This is a genomic window from Streptomyces xantholiticus (assembly GCF_014651015.1).
Classification (GTDB): Bacteria; Actinomycetota; Actinomycetes; order Streptomycetales; family Streptomycetaceae; genus Streptomyces; species Streptomyces xantholiticus.
Window position 1 is genome coordinate 426,745 of the sequence record NZ_BMWB01000003.1, and the last position, 15,584, is coordinate 442,328.

14 protein-coding genes are annotated in these 15,584 nt (G+C 70.8%); 8 read left to right on the forward strand and 6 right to left on the reverse strand.

Annotated elements, in window-relative coordinates; genetic code table 11:
• A complete protein-coding gene (locus IE198_RS08420; RefSeq protein ID WP_189884325.1) occupies positions 1-1,212 on the reverse strand; it encodes a pyridoxal phosphate-dependent aminotransferase in 1,212 nt (403 codons plus the stop codon).
• Positions 1,213-1,299: 87 nt separating this feature from the next.
• On the opposite strand from IE198_RS08420, the gene IE198_RS08425 reads away from it, so the two are divergent.
• The gene (locus tag IE198_RS08425) at positions 1,300-1,965 is read left to right on the forward strand and encodes a winged helix-turn-helix transcriptional regulator (RefSeq protein WP_189884327.1); all 666 of its coding nucleotides are present in this window, start codon (positions 1,300-1,302) and stop codon (positions 1,963-1,965) included.
• Positions 1,966-1,972: 7 nt separating this feature from the next.
• A complete protein-coding gene (locus tag IE198_RS08430) occupies positions 1,973-2,611 on the forward strand; it encodes a nucleoside/nucleotide kinase family protein (protein WP_189884329.1) in 639 nt (212 codons plus the stop codon).
• 6 nt (positions 2,612-2,617) lie between these two features.
• On the opposite strand, the gene IE198_RS08435 is transcribed toward IE198_RS08430, so the two are convergent.
• The 5 genes from IE198_RS08435 to IE198_RS08455 form a co-directional block, all read right to left on the reverse strand.
• Positions 2,618-3,499, reverse strand: coding sequence for a carbohydrate kinase family protein (locus tag IE198_RS08435; protein WP_189884330.1), 882 nt, complete (start codon positions 3,497-3,499; stop codon positions 2,618-2,620).
• The gene (locus tag IE198_RS08440; protein WP_189884333.1) at positions 3,496-4,407 is read right to left on the reverse strand and encodes a pseudouridine-5'-phosphate glycosidase; all 912 of its coding nucleotides are present in this window, start codon (positions 4,405-4,407) and stop codon (positions 3,496-3,498) included. The genes IE198_RS08435 and IE198_RS08440 overlap by 4 nt, the downstream gene beginning before the upstream one ends.
• Positions 4,408-4,476: 69 nt before the next feature.
• Positions 4,477-5,748, reverse strand: a complete 1,272-nt coding sequence (locus tag IE198_RS08445) for an MFS transporter (RefSeq protein ID WP_189884411.1) — start codon at positions 5,746-5,748, stop codon at positions 4,477-4,479.
• A 49-nt stretch (positions 5,749-5,797) separates the two neighbouring features.
• Positions 5,798-6,328 (reverse strand): methylated-DNA--[protein]-cysteine S-methyltransferase, encoded by a 531-nt coding sequence (locus IE198_RS08450; RefSeq protein WP_189884335.1) that lies wholly within the window; start codon positions 6,326-6,328, stop codon positions 5,798-5,800.
• Positions 6,329-6,374: 46 nt separating this feature from the next.
• Positions 6,375-7,256, reverse strand: a complete 882-nt coding sequence (locus IE198_RS08455) for a glycerophosphodiester phosphodiesterase (protein WP_189884337.1) — start codon at positions 7,254-7,256, stop codon at positions 6,375-6,377.
• A gap of 292 nt (positions 7,257-7,548) precedes the next feature.
• Here IE198_RS08455 and IE198_RS08460 point away from each other — a divergent pair, with 292 nt between their 5' ends.
• The 6 genes from IE198_RS08460 (at position 7,549) to IE198_RS08485 (ending at position 15,576) form a co-directional block, all read left to right on the forward strand.
• Entirely contained in the window at positions 7,549-8,403 is an 855-nt protein-coding gene (locus IE198_RS08460; protein WP_189884339.1) for an MHYT domain-containing protein, read from the forward strand.
• A 60-nt stretch (positions 8,404-8,463) separates the two neighbouring features.
• A complete protein-coding gene (gene uvrB / locus IE198_RS08465) occupies positions 8,464-10,590 on the forward strand; it encodes an excinuclease ABC subunit UvrB (RefSeq protein WP_189884341.1) in 2,127 nt (708 codons plus the stop codon).
• A 153-nt stretch (positions 10,591-10,743) separates the two neighbouring features.
• The gene (locus tag IE198_RS08470; RefSeq protein ID WP_100106600.1) at positions 10,744-11,322 is read left to right on the forward strand and encodes a TerD family protein; all 579 of its coding nucleotides are present in this window, start codon (positions 10,744-10,746) and stop codon (positions 11,320-11,322) included.
• Positions 11,323-11,423: 101 nt separating this feature from the next.
• Positions 11,424-13,376: a TerD family protein gene (locus IE198_RS08475; protein WP_189884342.1), complete on the forward strand. Its 1,953-nt coding sequence runs from the start codon at positions 11,424-11,426 to the stop codon at positions 13,374-13,376.
• A gap of 252 nt (positions 13,377-13,628) precedes the next feature.
• A complete protein-coding gene (locus IE198_RS08480; protein WP_189884352.1) occupies positions 13,629-14,618 on the forward strand; it encodes a TerC/Alx family metal homeostasis membrane protein in 990 nt (329 codons plus the stop codon).
• A gap of 247 nt (positions 14,619-14,865) precedes the next feature.
• Positions 14,866-15,576: an alpha/beta fold hydrolase gene (locus tag IE198_RS08485; RefSeq protein WP_189884354.1), complete on the forward strand. Its 711-nt coding sequence runs from the start codon at positions 14,866-14,868 to the stop codon at positions 15,574-15,576.
• Positions 15,577-15,584 lie beyond the last annotated feature (8 nt).

Genomic DNA, 15,584 nt, shown 5'->3' on the forward strand with positions numbered 1-15,584 from the left:
CTATTGCCGGTAGCCGCCGAGGAAGCGGCCGATGCGGCTGATCGCTGCGTCGAGGTCGTCGGCGTGCGGCAGCGTGAGGATGCGGAAGTGGTCGGGGCGCGGCCAGTTGAACCCCGTCCCCTGCACCACCTGGATCTTCTCGCGCAGCAGCAGGTCCAGCACGAACTTCTCGTCGTCGTGGATCGGGTGCACCTTGGGATCGAGGCGGGGGAAGGCGTAGAGCGCACCCTTCGGCTTCACGCATGAGACGCCGGGGATCTCGTTCAGCTTCTCCCAGGCCCGCACGCGCTGCTCATGGAGCCTGCCGCCAGGTGCGACCAGCTCCCGGATGGACTGCCGGCCGCCGAGCGCGGCTTGGATCGCGTACTGGGCGGGGGCGTTGGGGCACAGCCGCATGGAGGCGAGCATGGTCAGGCCCTCCAGATAGTTGCGGGCGTGCTGCCTGGGGCCGCTGACGACGAGCCAGCCCGAGCGGAAGCCGGCGACGCGGTACGTCTTGGACAGGCCGCTGAAGGTGAGGACCACCAGGTCGGGGGCGAGTGCGGCGGCGGTGTGGTGGACGGCGTCGTCATACACGATCTGGTCGTAGATCTCGTCGGCGAACACCATCAGCTGGTGACGGCGGGCGAGGTCCAGGATGCCCTCGACGATCTCGCGCGGATAAACCGCACCCGTGGGGTTGTTGGGGTTGATGACGACGACCGCCCTGGTGCGGTCGGTGATCTTCGAGGCCATGTCGTCGAGGTCCGGGTACCAGTCGGACTCCTCGTCGCACAGATAGTGCACGGCCCTGCCGCCGGCGAGCGTGGTCACCGCGGTCCACAACGGGAAGTCCGGGGCGGGAATGAGCACTTCGTCGCCGTCCTCGAGCAGCGCCTGGACCGCCATGGAGACGAGCTCGGACACGCCGTTGCCCAGGAAGACGTCGTCGACGCCGACGTCGGAGAGGCCCAGGGCCTGGTAGCGCTGGGCCACGGCGCGGCGTGCCGAGAGGATGCCGCGCGAGTCGGTGTAGCCGTGGGCCTGCGGAAGCATCCGGATCATGTCCTGGACGATCTCCTCCGGCGCCTCGAACCCGAAGAGTGCGGGGTTGCCCGTGTTGAGGCGCAGGACGCTGTGCCCGGCCTCCTCCAGGGCGTTGGCGTGCTCGATCACCGGACCGCGGATCTCGTAGCAGACCTCGCTGAGCTTGCTCGACTGCCGGAACTCCATGCCGTGGCCCTCCCAGGACTGAATGTCTTACTTGGTTTTACCAAGTTGGAGCTTGGAAAGTCCAACAACACGTCTAGACTGCGTCGTATGCCACCTCGTCAGACCCGCCGTCGGAGCTATGACCAGTACTGCGCGGCCGCCCGTGCCCTGGACGCCGTCGGCGACCGGTGGACCCTGCTCGTCGTCCGGGAGCTGCTGGCCGGGCCGCGCCGTTACACCGATCTGCACGCCGATCTGCCCGGGGTGAGCACCGACGTCCTCGCCTCGCGGCTGAAGGACATGGAACGGGACGGACTCGCGACCCGCCGCCGGCTGCCGCCTCCGTCCGCGGCGTACGTCTACGAACTGACCGAGCAGGGCCGGCGGCTGCTGCCCGTGCTGGCCGCCCTGGCCGAATGGGGCGGCACCGCCCTGGCGGAGCGCCGGCCCACCGATGCCGTGCGGGCGCACTGGTTCGCCATCCCGCTGCGACGGGCGCTGTCGTCCCCGGGCCGCGCCGCCGTGGTCGAGGTCCGGCTGGACGAAGGCGTCTTTCATCTGCGGCTCGGCGACGACACCGCACTGCCGTACGGCGACGGCCCCGCTGAGGCTCCCGACGTCCGTCTCACGCTCGACGGGGAGACCTGTACCGCGCTGGCGGCCGGCGAGCTCGACCTCGCGGGCGGTGTGGACGCCGGGCGGATCAAGGCGGAGGGCGACGCCTCGCTTCTTGGAATCCGCGAACTCCCTTCGGCCGCGCCGGCAGAGCGATGATGGGCCCGTGCGACTCGAAGCGATCACCTGGGAGCGGCTGACCGAGCACCTGGCCGAGCAGGCCCTGCGGACCACCGCCGGTGACGGCGGCGGCCGGCTGCGCATCGGCGTCGACGGCGCTCCCGCTGCGCGGCCCGGGGAGCTCGCCGGCCGGGTCGCCGAAGCGCTGCGGGTGCGGGGCCGAGGCGTCGTCGTGGTGGGGACCGGTGGCTTTCTCCGCCCTGCCTCCCTGCGGTTCGAGTACGGGCGCGAGGACCCCGACACGTACTACAGCGACTGGTTCGACACCGGCGCCCTGTGGCGGGAGGTCTTCGGACCGCTGGAGGCGGGCGGAAGCGGAAGGGTCCTGCCCGATCTGTGGGACCCCGTGACCGACCGGGCCACCCGCAGCCCGCGCGTGGAACTCCCTCCCGGAGGCGTGCTGTTGCTGCACGGGCCGTTCCTGCTGGGGCACTGGTTCCCGTTCGATCTGACCGTCCACCTGCGGCTTTCGCCGGGCGCGCTGGAGCGCCGCACGGACGAGAGCGAACGCTGGACCCTCCCGGCGTACGCACGGTACGAGGAGGAGGTCGGGCCGGGCGACGCTGCGGACGTGCTGGTACGTGCGGACGACCCGCGGCACCCCGCCTGGTCCGGCATCGGCTGACGCTGCTCAGGGGCGGCCGCCGATGCGTGTCACCGCCTCGGCACCGGCCCGGCAGCCCTCCGCCGCCGCCGTACGGGCATCAGCACCCGCCAGCCGTGCCGCCAGGAACGCCCCGGTGAAGGCGTCGCCCGCACCCGTCGTGTCCAACGCATCGGCGGGGCACGGCGGCAGGCGGGCCGTGACCCTGCCGGCTTCGGCGACCACCGCGCCGCCAGCGCCCAGCGTCACCACCGTCAGCGGCACGAGGTGGCTGAGTTTCGCGGCGGCGTCGACAGGATCGGGCAGACCGGTCAGGAGACGTGCCTCGTCCGCGTTCGGCAGGAGTACGTCCACGTCGTCGAGGACCGACAGCATCCGCTCGACGCCCAGTTCCGCCATGAACCCCGCGGAGGCAGGGTCCACGCTCACCGTCACGCCCCTGCCGCGAGCCGCGGCCATCGCCCTCAGCGCGGCGGCCCGGCTGACGTCGGAGAAGAGTAGATAGCCGGACACGTGCAGATGGCCGACGCCGTCCAGCAGCGACGAAGCCCAGTCCGCCGGACACAGCCGCAGCACCGCGGCACCGTCGGTGAGGAACGTCCGCTCCGCGGTGGAGTCGACGAGCGCGACGACCGTCGCGGTCGGGACCTCGTCGTCGGGCACGAGCAGCGGCACCACACCAGCCGCACGCAGCCGCGTCGCGTGCCACTCCAGGTCGGCGACGCCCGCCCGGGCGAGCAGCCGCACATCGCGGCAGCCCCGATGCGCAGCCCAGCAGGCCACGTTGGCCCCTGCGCCGCCGGGGAGGATACGGATCCTCGCGGCGGTGTCCGTGCCATGGACGAGGGGTGTGCTGTGCCGGGCGACGACATCGGTGACGACGTCACCCACGACGAGGAGACCCGTCATGCGTACGCCGCTGCGATCAGCGCCGCCAGCCGCACATTGCCGCGCACCGCCGCCAGATTGGCCTCGAGGGACGCGCCGTCGGTGTACCGCATCAGCCGCTCGAGGAGGAACGGTGTGACGGCCTGCCCCGTGACGCCCTTCTCCCGCGCCTCCTCGAGGGACTTCGCCAGAACCCGGTCGTGCAGCTCGGGGTCCAGCTGCTCCTGCACCGGGACGGGATTGGCCACGATCAGTGCGGAGCACGGTCCGCCCACGGCGTCCTGGGCGCGCATCACGGCGGCGACCTCGTCGGGGGAACCGACGGTCCAGTCGACCGGTTCCCCGGAGGAGGTCAGATAGAAGCCGGGGAACCGTCCCGTGCCGTATCCGATCACCGTCACCCCGAGCGTCTCCAACCGCTGGAGCGTGGCCGGGACGTCCAGGATCGACTTGACGCCCGCGCAGACCACGGTCACGCCCACCTGGGCGAGGAGCCGCAGGTCCGCCGACTCGTCCTGTGTCTGCGCCCACCCCCGGTGAACACCGCCGAGCCCACCGGTCGCGAAGACCCGGATGCCGGCCTGGTCCGCGAGGAACGCCGTGGCGGAGACGGTCGTCGCGCCGCTCGCGCCCGTCGCGAGGGCCGGGGCGAGGTCACGGTGGCCCAGCTTGCGCATGTCCGGGTCACCGGCGACCCGCTCCAGATCGGCCTTGGTGAGGCCGACGTGGGCTCTTCCGTCGAGTACGGCGATGGTCGCGGGGACGGCGCCGCCCGAGCGGACGAGGGCCTCCAGTTCCTCCGCGACGGCCAGATTGCGCGGACGCGGCAGTCCGTGCGCGATGATCGTCGACTCCAGGGCCACCACGGGAGCGCCGGTGTCGAGCGCCTCCCGCACTTCTTCGGACACCATGACTGCGGTCTTCGGCATGTCCCATCCCTGGCGCGACGGAGTCGGCCGCAAACATCGGGGCAAGGGCGGACGGTCAGGTCCCGGCCGCTACTGCGCGGCGAGGGCCCGCCGCACGGCCAACCCCGCCATCGGCACCAGCAGCAGGGCGCCGACCACGTTCAGCCACCCGTAACCCGCCTGCGCCACCACCAGTCCGGCCGCCGCGCCGCCCACCCCGGCCGCCGCGTTCATCGTCAGGTCGGACAGGCCCTGCACCGCCGCCCTGGTGGGCTGCGGGACGGACTCGGTGAGCAGCGTGGAACCGGAGACCAGCCCCGCGGACCAGCCGAGCCCGAGCAGGAACAGCCCTGCCGCGGTCCGCCCGTGACTCGCGCCCGCCGTACCGGCCAGCAGCGCGGCCATGCAGAGCAGCCCCGCGGCGAGCCCGATCACCGCGAGCCGCCCGACGCGGTCCGTGAGCCTGCCCATCAGCGGCGAGAAGGCGTACATGCCCGCGATATGACCGCTGATCACCAAGCCGATCAGTTCGATCCCTGCGCCGTGGTGGCTGAGGGCGACCGGGGTCATCGACATGATCGACACCATTGCGGTGTGCGAGACGGCCACCGTCACCAGCGCAAGACGGGCCATGGGCGACTCTTGTACGGCGAGCAGTCCGGCCTTCAGCGACCGGCCTGCGGCAGAGCTGTCTGCCGGCGACATGGCCCTGGCGGTGAGCAGCGGATCGGGCCGCAGCAGGATGTGGACGAGCGCCGCGGAGACGAGGAACACTCCGGCCGCCCAGAGGAACGGGCCCGCGGCAGCCGGTACGCCGAGCCCGGACACGCTCCGACCGGCCGGGTAGGCGATGTTGGGGCCGAGCACCGCGCCGATGGTCGTCGCCCACACGACGGTGGAGATCGACCGCGCGCGCCGCTCGGGTTCCGCGAGGTCGGCAGCGGCGAACCGGGCCTGCAGATTCGCGGACGACGCAGCCCCGAAGCCCGCCATGCCGATCAGCAGCAGGGGGAAGTTGCCGATGACGGCGGCCACGACGACCACGCCCGCGCCCAGTGCCCCGATGAAGTAGGCGAGGACCAGACCGGGGCGGCGGCCCCGGGCGGTCATCAGCGCGGCCAGCGGCACGGACAGCAGCGCGGTCCCGGCCACGGTGGCGGTCGGGGCGAGCCCCGACAGCGCCTCTGTGCCGCTGACCTCCTGTGCGAGTACGGAGGCCAGGGCGATACCCGTGGCGACGCCGAGACCGCCGAGGACCTGGCTCGCGATCAGCACGGCGTTGATCCGCCGGCGTATCGCGGGCAGCTCGGCGGCCGCCACGGCGGCCTTGGGCGCGTCGGGTATGTCAGCAGCGTCGGGCATCGTGGTCACTGACGCAGTGTGCCAGAACGGACGCCCGGCAACAGGAGCCTCAGAACAGCGGCTGCGGCAGCACCCCCTCCAGCGCCAGGAGTTGCCGCTTGGTCTCCAGACCTCCCCCGAAGCCCCCGAGTCCGCCGTCCGTCTCGACCACCCGGTGGCACGGCACCACGACCGGCAGGGGATTGGATCCCATGGCGGCGCCCACCGCCTGCGCCGCGCCCGGCTGCCCGACGCGGGCCGCGAGATCCCCGTAGCCGACGACCGTCCCGTACTCCACGCAGGCCAGCAGTTCCCGCAGCACCTGGCGGTTGAAGCCGGCCGAGAGCGACCAGTCCAGCGGCAGGGCGAAGTCGTGCAGCGTGCCCGCGAAGTAGGCCTGGAGCTGGCGTATCGGCTCGGCGAGCCGGCTCGTCGCGTCCTCGACGGGCTCGGCTCCGAGACGGCCCGCCAGGAGTCCCACAGCCCGGTCCCGCACGGCCGGTGAGGCGTGGAAGACCACGCTGACCAGCCCCTCGCCGGTCGCTGCGAGGAACAACGGCCCGATGTCCGTGCCGATCACGGTCCACTCGAACGTCTTCATGCGGTCCACGGTACGGCGGGCCACCGACAGCCCGGCCCGACGCGGCTCAGCCCACCGCGTCCCGCACGACGTCCGGGTGGTTGGTGATGATCCCGTCCACGCCGAAGCCGGCCACCCGCCGGGCGGCCGCGGTGTCGTTCACGGTCCATGTGCTGACCCGCAGCGGCTTGCCGTGCGCGCCCTTGATCGAATGCACAGCGGCGACGTACTCGGCGGTGAGGGATGTGTGCGAGGGGTTGATCTGGTCGGTGAACGCCGCGTACAGCGGCAGGTCCGCCACCGCGGGCGTGCCGAGGAAGCCGGTGGTGACGTCGGGGCGCTGGTGGTGCACGGCCCTGACGGTGTCCGCGCCGAAGCTCTGGATGACGAGCCTGCTGCACACATGGCTCCGGTCGAGCCAGCCCTCCTCGCCCAGCACCCGCAGGGTGTCCTTCTCGATGCCCGGGTAGAGTTCCGGCTTCTTGATCTCCAGCAGCAGCTTCTGGTTGTTGTCGTCCACGCGGTTCAGGTACTGCTTCAGCGTCGGCACGCGCGCGCCGGCCCATTCCGAGCCGCGCCAGCTGCCCGCGTCCAGGGTGGCGATCTCCGCGGCGGTGAAGTCCTTCACCTTCCACGGCGCGCGGTCGGGGAACTTCTGCTCCACGTCGGTGGTCCGGGCGAGTGAGTCGTCGTGGACGACGACGAGCTCGCCGTCCCCGGTGCGCTGGACGTCGTTCTCCACCCAGGCGAAGCCCATCTCGTCGGCGAGGTCGACGGCGCCGAGGGTGTTCTCCGGCGCGTAGGCGGACGCGCCGCGGTGTGCGATCACCTGCGGCGCGTCCTCACGGCCTGCGGCGGTCTGTTCGATGCCTGCCGCGGAACCGGGCAGGACCAGCGCGGTGACTCCCACGGTTGTGGCGGCCAATGCAGCGACGGAGCGAACGTGCACGGGTTCTTCCTCACGTCGTCGGATCACGGACGGGCCGAGAGTGACAGCCTCCGGCCAACGAGGCACAGGCGAAGTATGGCCACAGCGTGAACGGACGTGCCCTCGGACCCCTCCGGGACGGGCCTGCTCGTGGCCGCTGGAACGGACACCACGCCCTCGGGTCGACAAATCTCCGCCGCGACATTTGCATACACTTCCGCGAGCCGTACCCTCGCCCAGAACCAGACGTTCCATCAGAGATCGTGGGGATCGCAGGGCGGCGGGGGACCGCACGGGACGAAGGGTGCAGCGGATGCAGGGCACGGTCGAGGGATTCGGCTACGGGCTGGTCACCCCGGTGGCGGCGTACTTGATGGCGTGCCTCGGTGGCGCCCTCGGGCTGCGCTGCACCACCAGGTCCCTGCGCGGCGCCGGCTCGTTCCGTCCGGGCTGGCTCGTGCTCGGCGCGACCGCCATCGGCTCGGGCATATGGAGCATGCACTTCATCGCCATGATGGGCTTCACCGTCGAGGAGACGCCCATCGGCTACGACAAGGCGACGACCTTCGCCAGCCTGGCCGTCGGAATCCTGATGGTCGGCATCGGGATCTTCATCGTCGGTCACCGCGGCGCCACCAGGATGTCCCTGGTCACCGGCGGGACGATCACCGGACTCGGAGTGGCGTCCATGCACTACCTCGGCATGGCCGGGATGCGGCTCCGGGGCAGCCTCGAGTACGAGACCCTCACCGTCGCCCTCTCCGTGGTGATCGCCGTGGTCGCGGCGACCACGGCCCTGTGGGCGGCGGTGTCGGTGCACGGATTCCTGGCGAGCCTGGGCGCCGGCCTCGTGATGGGCCTCGCGGTGAGCGGTATGCACTACACCGGGATGGCCGCCGTGCGGGTCCACGTCCATGACGTGGTCGACGTCGCGGTCGGCGGGGACCCGCCCACAGCCCTCCTCGCTCCCATGCTGGTCGGGCCCGCGGCGTTCCTGCTGCTCGCCGGTGTCGTGGTGATGTTCGACCCGCTCGTGCTGACGGGCGGAGAGCGGCACGGGCATGCGTATCGCGCCAGAGCTCCGCGGCGCGGCGGGCCGGTGGCGACGGCCGCCCGGGCCGCGGGCCGGAGCGCGCGCCGCAGTCACTTCGGGACGGACCGCTCCTGAGCCGGCCCGTCCGCAGCCGTTCGGGACCCGTCTGTCAGTGGTGGGTCGTACGGTTGTTGCATGCGGCCCGTTTCCAAGATCGAACGTACGGTGGCACCTTTCGAGGTCCTCAGCCAATTCCGGCCCAGCGGTGACCAGCCGACGGCCATCGCCGAGCTGGACCGACGAATCCGTGCAGGTGAGAGGGATGTCGTCCTGCTCGGCGCGACCGGTACGGGCAAGTCCGCGACCACTGCCTGGATGATCGAGAAGCTCCAGCGCCCCACCCTGGTCATGGCTCCCAACAAGACCCTGGCCGCCCAGCTGGCGAACGAGTTCCGCGAGCTCCTGCCGAACAACGCGGTGGAGTACTTCGTCTCGTACTACGACTACTACCAGCCCGAGGCGTACGTCCCGCAGTCGGACACCTACATCGAGAAGGACTCCTCGATCAACGAGGAGGTCGAGCGGCTGCGCCACTCCGCGACGAATTCGCTCCTCACCCGGCGCGACGTCGTCGTGGTCGCCTCCGTCTCCTGCATCTACGGCCTCGGCACCCCGCAGGAGTACGTGGACCGGATGGTCCAGCTCAAGATCGGTGACGAGATCGACCGCGACCAGTTGCTGCGCCGCTTCGTCGACATCCAGTACACCCGCAACGACGTGGCGTTCCAGCGCGGCACCTTCCGGGTCCGCGGTGACACCATCGAGATCTTCCCGGTCTACGAGGAGCTCGCCGTCCGCATCGAGATGTTCGGCGACGAGATCGAGGCCCTGTCCACTCTCCACCCGCTCACCGGCGAGATCCTCAGCGAGGACCAGTCGCTGTACGTGTTCCCCGCCAGCCACTACGTGGCGGGTCCAGAGCGCATGGAGAAGGCGGTCAACGGCATCGAGGCGGAGCTGGAACAGCGCCTCGCCGAGCTGGACAGGCAGGGCAAACTGCTGGAGTCGCAGCGCCTGCGCATGCGCACCACGTACGACATCGAGATGATGCGCCAGATCGGCTCCTGCTCCGGCATCGAGAACTACTCGATGCACTTCGACGACCGCGAGCCCGGTTCCCCGCCGAACACCCTCCTCGACTACTTCCCGGAGGACTTCCTGCTCGTCATCGACGAGTCGCACGTCACGGTCCCGCAGATCGGCGCGATGTACGAGGGCGACGCGTCCCGCAAGCGCACGCTCGTCGACCACGGCTTCCGCCTGCCGTCCGCCCTGGACAACCGCCCGCTGAAATGGGAGGAGTTCAAGGAGCGCATCGGCCAGACCGTCTATCTGTCGGCCACCCCGGGGACGTACGAACTCTCCCGCGGCGACGGCTTCGTGGAGCAGATCATCCGGCCCACCGGCCTCGTCGACCCGCAGGTCGTCGTCAAGCCCACCGAGGGCCAGATCGACGATCTGGTGCACGAGATCCGCGAGCGCACCGAGAAGGACGAGCGCGTCCTGGTCACGACGCTGACCAAGAAGATGGCAGAGGACCTGACGGAGTACTTCCTCGAGCTCGGCATCCAGGTCCGCTATCTGCACAGCGACGTCGACACCCTGCGCCGCGTCGAGCTGCTGCGGGAGCTGCGCGCCGGTGAGTACGACGTCCTGGTCGGCATCAACCTCCTGCGTGAGGGACTCGACCTGCCCGAGGTGTCGCTGGTCGCGATCCTCGACGCCGACAAGGAGGGCTTCCTGCGCTCCGGCACCTCTCTCATCCAGACCATCGGCCGAGCGGCGCGCAATGTGTCCGGCCAGGTCCATATGTACGCGGACAAGATCACGCCGGCGATGGAGAAGGCCATCGAGGAGACCAACCGCCGCCGGGAGAAGCAGATCGCGTACAACACGGAGAACGGCATCGACCCGCAGCCGCTCCGTAAGAAGATCAACGACATCGTGGCGACCATCGCGCGCGAGGAGGTCGACACCGAGCAGCTGCTCGGCACCGGCTACCGCCAGGCCAAAGCGGAGAAGCCCGGCAAGGGCGCCAAGGCGCCGGTCCCGTCGCTCGGCCCCGCTGCGGCAGCGGGCCGCAAGGGCGAGGTGCTCAGCGACCGTCCGGCGGCCGAACTGGCCGGAATCATCGAGGAGATGACCGACCGGATGCGTGCGGCCGCCGCGGAGCTCCAGTTCGAGGTGGCGGCCCGTCTGCGTGACGAGGTGAGCGAGTTGAAGAAGGAACTGCGTCAGATGAAGGAGGCAGGGCTCTCGTGAGGCGGTTGTGCGGGGCGTGACGGCCGCGCACATCGGGTGTGTTGCAAGACCGACACAAAAACGGGCGACCGCGCCGCGCTGTCGGTGCGACTGCGTAGGGTGCTGGAGAACCGCACACATGGGCGGTGGCAATTCGCGAGAAGGGGACAGCGCGTGACGGTCAACATGACCAAGGGCCAGGCCATCAGCCTGCAGAAGAGTGACGGGGGTACTCTCACGGCCGTGCGGATGGGCCTCGGCTGGCAAGCGGCGCCCCGCCGCGGTCTGTTCGGCTCGCGCACCCGTGAGGTCGACCTGGATGCCTCCGCGGTGCTGTTCGCCGACAAGCAGCCGGTGGACGTGGTCTTCTTCCGCCACCTCGTCAGCGACGACGGCTCGGTCAAGCACACCGGCGACAACCTGGTCGGCGGCGCCGGTTCCGGCGGCGACGACGAGGCGATCCTCGTCGACCTTCAGCGGGTGCCGGTCCACATCGACCAGATCGTCTTCACGGTGAACTCGTTCACCGGCCAGACGTTCCAGGAGGTGCAGAACGCCTTCTGCCGCATCGTCGACGAGACCAACGGCCAGGAGCTCGCCCGCTACACCCTCGACGGCGGTGGCCAGTACACCGCGCAGATCATGGCGAAGGTGCACCGCGCAGGCGGCGGCTGGCAGATGACCGCCCTCGGCAACCCGGCCAACGGCCGTACGTTCCAGGACCTGATGCCGGCCATCCTGCCGCACCTGTAGGCACGGCGGCAGACCCAGTCGCACCGCAGCTCCCGGAGGCACAGCCGCCGGGAGCTGCCCGCGTACCAACCGCACACAGCAGAGCACGAGGGGACAGAGCGATGACGGCCGAGCTGGTCCGGGGGCAGAACCACCCCCTGCCCGACACCCGACTCGAGATCCGGGTGTCGGCCGGTCATCCGGTCGTCGCCTGCGTCACTTGCTCCGGCGAGCAGGGAACCGTGCGCGAGGAGTGGGTGGCCCACCCCGGAGTGCCGGCCGTCCCCGGCGTCGAGGTGCCGGGGCGGGCCGAGCAGTCGCCCCGCTTCGCCGTCGACCTGGCCGCGGTGCCGGCGGAGGTGCAGCAGGTCAACGTGCTGCTCGCGCTACCGGAGGGAACCGGTGGCCCCGACCGCTTCGGGGCCACCGCGGCCCCGTTCCTCGCGGTCAGCGGCCAGGACGGTTCCGAGGTCGCCAGCTTCACCATCACCGGCCTGGACAGCGAGACCGCGCTCGTCGCGGTCGAGCTGTACCGCCGCCAGGGCGCATGGAAGGTGCGGGCGGTGGGGCAGGGCTATGCGGGAGGGCTCGCCCAGCTCCTGTCCGACCAGGGCATGGCAGGGGCCGCAGGGACGGCGGCGGTCATCCAACAGGCGGCCGTGCCGCGCACGCACCGCGCGGAGCCCGCCCGGCTGACCACTGCCGCCGATGCCGCGGGCGCGGCGTTCGGCCCGGATCAGCCGTCCCCGGCGGACTGTGCCCTCTCCGGCGGCCTCACCGGACCCGAGGCCGCCGCGACAGGCACTCCCGCGCAGCAGACGCCCACTCCCGACGAGGCCCCGCAGATGCCTGCCGGCCCCATCAACTACGCGCACCCGCGCAGGCAGTCGGCGCCGCCCCCGCCGGCTCCGGCCGCCGCACCGGCGGAGCCCGGCCGTCCGGCCGCCCCGGTTGCCGGCGACGCCAGCGGCTGGTCCATGGAGGAGCGCCTCTACAACCAGGTCTGGGGCATGTTCGAGGACCTTGCCCGGACCGTCGCCGCCTACCGCAGCGCCGTCGAGTTCGCCGAGTCCCGGATGGACAAGGAGCTGGACCACGTCCTGTCCGACCCGCGCAGCCGAATCGGCAGCACCGGGGACGCCGCCAGGGCCGCGGCACGCGCGAAGTGCGAGCAGCTGACCGACCAGGCACGCCAGGCCCTCGACCGTGATCTGGCCCAGCTGACCGCGGAGTCGGAGGTCGTCGAGCCGGCACTGCCGCCAGCCTTCGCCCGCTGGGACAACCCCTGCTGGCATGCCTACCGGGTCCCCATGGAGGTCCCCATGGCACTGCGCCTCGGTGACCTCCATCTCCCGGAGAGCCCCGAGCTGCGCATCCCGTGCCTGGTGCGGCTGCCGCTCGAGCGCGGTCTGTGGGTGGACAGCGGACGCTCCAGCTCGGATGCCGCGCTGGCGGTGGACGAGGCGCAGTTGCGCCGGCTCGCCACCGACTCGGCGGTCGCGCTCGCCGCCCGCCTTCTCGCGGTGTATCCACCCGGGGAGTTCAGCGTCCATGCGATCGACCCGGCGGGCACGGCCGCCGCTTCACTGGCGCCGCTGGTCGATTCAGGGGCCCTGACCGGCCCGCCGGCCGCCGGTGCGCAGGGCGTGAGCGCCGTGCTCGCCAAGCTCACCGAGCGGGTCGACCTGGTGACTATGGCGGTGCGCGGCGGCGCCGCCGACGCCCTCCCGTCCGACCTCGACACCGGCGAACAGCTGCTGATCGTCAACGACTTCCCGCACGGCTTCGACGACCGCGCGGTCAACCAGCTGCGCTACCTGGCGGACGAGGGCCCGGCCGTAGGCGTCCACCTGCTGATGGTGGCGGACCGTGAGGACGCCACCGCGTACGGCCCGGTGCTCGACCCGCTGTGGCGCTCTTTGCTGCGTGTCACACCGGTCCCCGACGACCACCTGGCCGACCCTTGGGTGCGTCATGCGTGGACGTACGAGCCGCTCGCGGTGCCGCCCGGCAGCGATGTGCTGCGCCAGGTGCTGACCCGGGTGACGGAAGCCCGACGGTCCTGGCGCCGCTGATCCCGGCATCACTTCCTTCGAACACGGTTGACCAGGTGATTTGAGCACCGCTTTACCTTTTCCTTTACCTTTACTTGGTCTTTCATGTACCGTTCTTTACGCGGAGGGGAGTACTCCCGATTCGCGGCGTGCCCGTCAGTACGGACAGACAGACAAGTCCCGGGGCGCCGGCCCGCGGTGGAGACCGCCCGGGTGGAGGAGACCTCCGGCAGCGACGACGCTGATCAGTAGCCGTACGACGCCGGAGGCGCAGTGGACGTTTCAATGACCCTCTGGGTGCTGACCATTCTCGGTCTCGGCGCCCTCATCGCGGTCGACTTCTTCATCGGGCGCAAGCCCCACGACGTGTCGATCAAGGAAGCCGGCATCTGGACCGTGGTCTGGATCGTGCTGGCGGCACTCTTCGGCCTCGGCCTGCTGTTCGCCGGCGAGAGCCAGGCGTCGGGCGAGTTCTTCGCGGGCTTCATCACGGAGAAGTCGCTGAGTGTCGACAACCTCTTCGTCTTCGTCCTGATCATGGCCAAGTTCGCGGTGCCGTCGCATCTCCAGCAGCGGGTGTTGCTCATCGGCGTGCTGATCGCTCTGGTGCTGCGTGCCATCTTCATCGCCGCCGGTGCGGCCATCATCGCCAGCTTCTCCTGGGTCTTCTACATCTTCGGCGCGTTCCTGATCTACACCGCCTGGAAGCTCATCCAGGAGGCGCGCTCCGACGAGGAGGAGGACGAGTTCGAGGAGAACAGGCTCCTCAAGTCGATCGAGCACCGCTTCGGCGTCGCCGACAAGTACCACGGCACCAAGCTCTTCATCCGCAACAACGGCAAGCGCGTCCTGACGCCGCTGATGGTGGTCATGCTCGCCATCGGCACCACCGATGTGCTCTTCGCGCTGGACTCCATCCCCGCGATCTTCGGCCTCACCCATGACCCGTACATCGTCTTCACCGCCAACGCGTTCGCCCTCATGGGGCTGCGGCAGCTGTACTTCCTCATCGGCGGACTGCTGAGGAAGCTGGTCCACCTGAGCTACGGCCTGTCGGTGATCCTCGGCTTCATCGGTGTGAAGCTGGTGCTGCACGCTCTGCACGAGAGCGGGGTGCACGTCCCCGAGATCTCCATCCCGGTCTCGCTGGCCGTCATCTGCGGTGTCCTCGTCATCACGACGATCACCAGCCTGATCGCCTCCAAGAAGCAGGCGGAGCGGGAAGCTGCGGACGCCGCGGAGAAGGACAGCGTCAAGGTCTGACGGGCCGGGCGGCCGGCGGCCGCGCGATGCGTGAACAGCACTCCACCGGCGGGTGCGGACGGCAGGACGTCCGCACCCGCCGGTACTTCATGCCACGGCGAGCACCGGTCCTCGACGGCACCGGCTTCGAATACCGTGGCGTACCACCATCGGCGGCAGCCGGACGTACGCCTGGAAAACCAGCAGCACCGGAAGCTCGAAGCACAAGCAGTACCCGAAGCCCGCATCCCGCAGACCCGAGGAAGTGATGGCCATCCTCATCCGCAGAGGCGTGAAGGACACCGACGCCACGACCGAGCCCGCGCTGCGCCTCGACCGGTTTGTGGCGCCGCCCAAGGCCGCCGTCCTGCTGCTGCACGGCGGCCGCGCCGACGCCCTGGAGCCGCCGCCGGCGCTGAACCTGCCCGGCGCACGGATGCGGCCCTTCGCCCGGTCCCTCTCCCGCGCCACCGCCGAGCAGGGAATCGCGCTCGGCAGGGTCCGCTATGCATACCGGGGGTGGAACGGCCCACGCGCCGACGCGGGCCGCGACGCGCTGCGGGCGCTCGACGAACTGGCCGCTGTCACCGGGCCCGTGCCCACCGTCCTGGTCGGCCACTCGATGGGCGGCCGCGCCGCACTGCATGCCGCCGGTCACTCCCTGGTGTCGGCCGTGGTCGGGCTAGCCCCCTGGTGCCCTGCCGGAGAGCCGGTGGAACATCTGACCGGCAAACGGATCGTGCTGTTGCACGGCGACCGCGACCGGGTCACCGATCCCCGTGAGAGCTGGGCCTTCGCCGCCCGCGCCCGCGCCGCAGGGGCGGAGGTCCGCGCGCTCTCGATGCCCGGCGGCGACCACGCGATGCTGCGTGGCGCCGCCGACTGGCACACGCTGACCACCGAGACGGTCATGGGCCTGCTGGGCCTGGGGGAGTTCCCGCCGCGCCGTGCGGGCACCTTCGTGCCCGTGGAGCGCTGAGGACCGCG

Excerpts from the sequence above, each read along its gene's own strand:
- IE198_RS08420 (WP_189884325.1), bottom strand. The coding sequence starts at position 1,212 with ATGGAGTTCCGGCAGTCGAGCAAGCTCAGCGAGGTCTGCTACGAGATC.
- uvrB (WP_189884341.1), top strand. The coding sequence starts at position 8,464 with ATGCGGCCCGTTTCCAAGATCGAACGTACGGTGGCACCTTTCGAGGTC.
- IE198_RS08425 (WP_189884327.1), top strand. The coding sequence starts at position 1,300 with ATGCCACCTCGTCAGACCCGCCGTCGGAGCTATGACCAGTACTGCGCG.
- IE198_RS08440 (WP_189884333.1), bottom strand. The coding sequence starts at position 4,407 with ATGCCGAAGACCGCAGTCATGGTGTCCGAAGAAGTGCGGGAGGCGCTC.
- IE198_RS08460 (WP_189884339.1), top strand. The coding sequence starts at position 7,549 with ATGCAGGGCACGGTCGAGGGATTCGGCTACGGGCTGGTCACCCCGGTG.
- IE198_RS08445 (WP_189884411.1), bottom strand. The coding sequence starts at position 5,748 with ATGCCCGACGCTGCTGACATACCCGACGCGCCCAAGGCCGCCGTGGCG.
- IE198_RS08450 (WP_189884335.1), bottom strand. The coding sequence starts at position 6,328 with ATGAAGACGTTCGAGTGGACCGTGATCGGCACGGACATCGGGCCGTTG.
- IE198_RS08435 (WP_189884330.1), bottom strand. The coding sequence starts at position 3,499 with ATGACGGGTCTCCTCGTCGTGGGTGACGTCGTCACCGATGTCGTCGCC.
- IE198_RS08485 (WP_189884354.1), top strand. The coding sequence starts at position 14,866 with ATGGCCATCCTCATCCGCAGAGGCGTGAAGGACACCGACGCCACGACC.
- IE198_RS08475 (WP_189884342.1), top strand. The coding sequence starts at position 11,424 with ATGACGGCCGAGCTGGTCCGGGGGCAGAACCACCCCCTGCCCGACACC.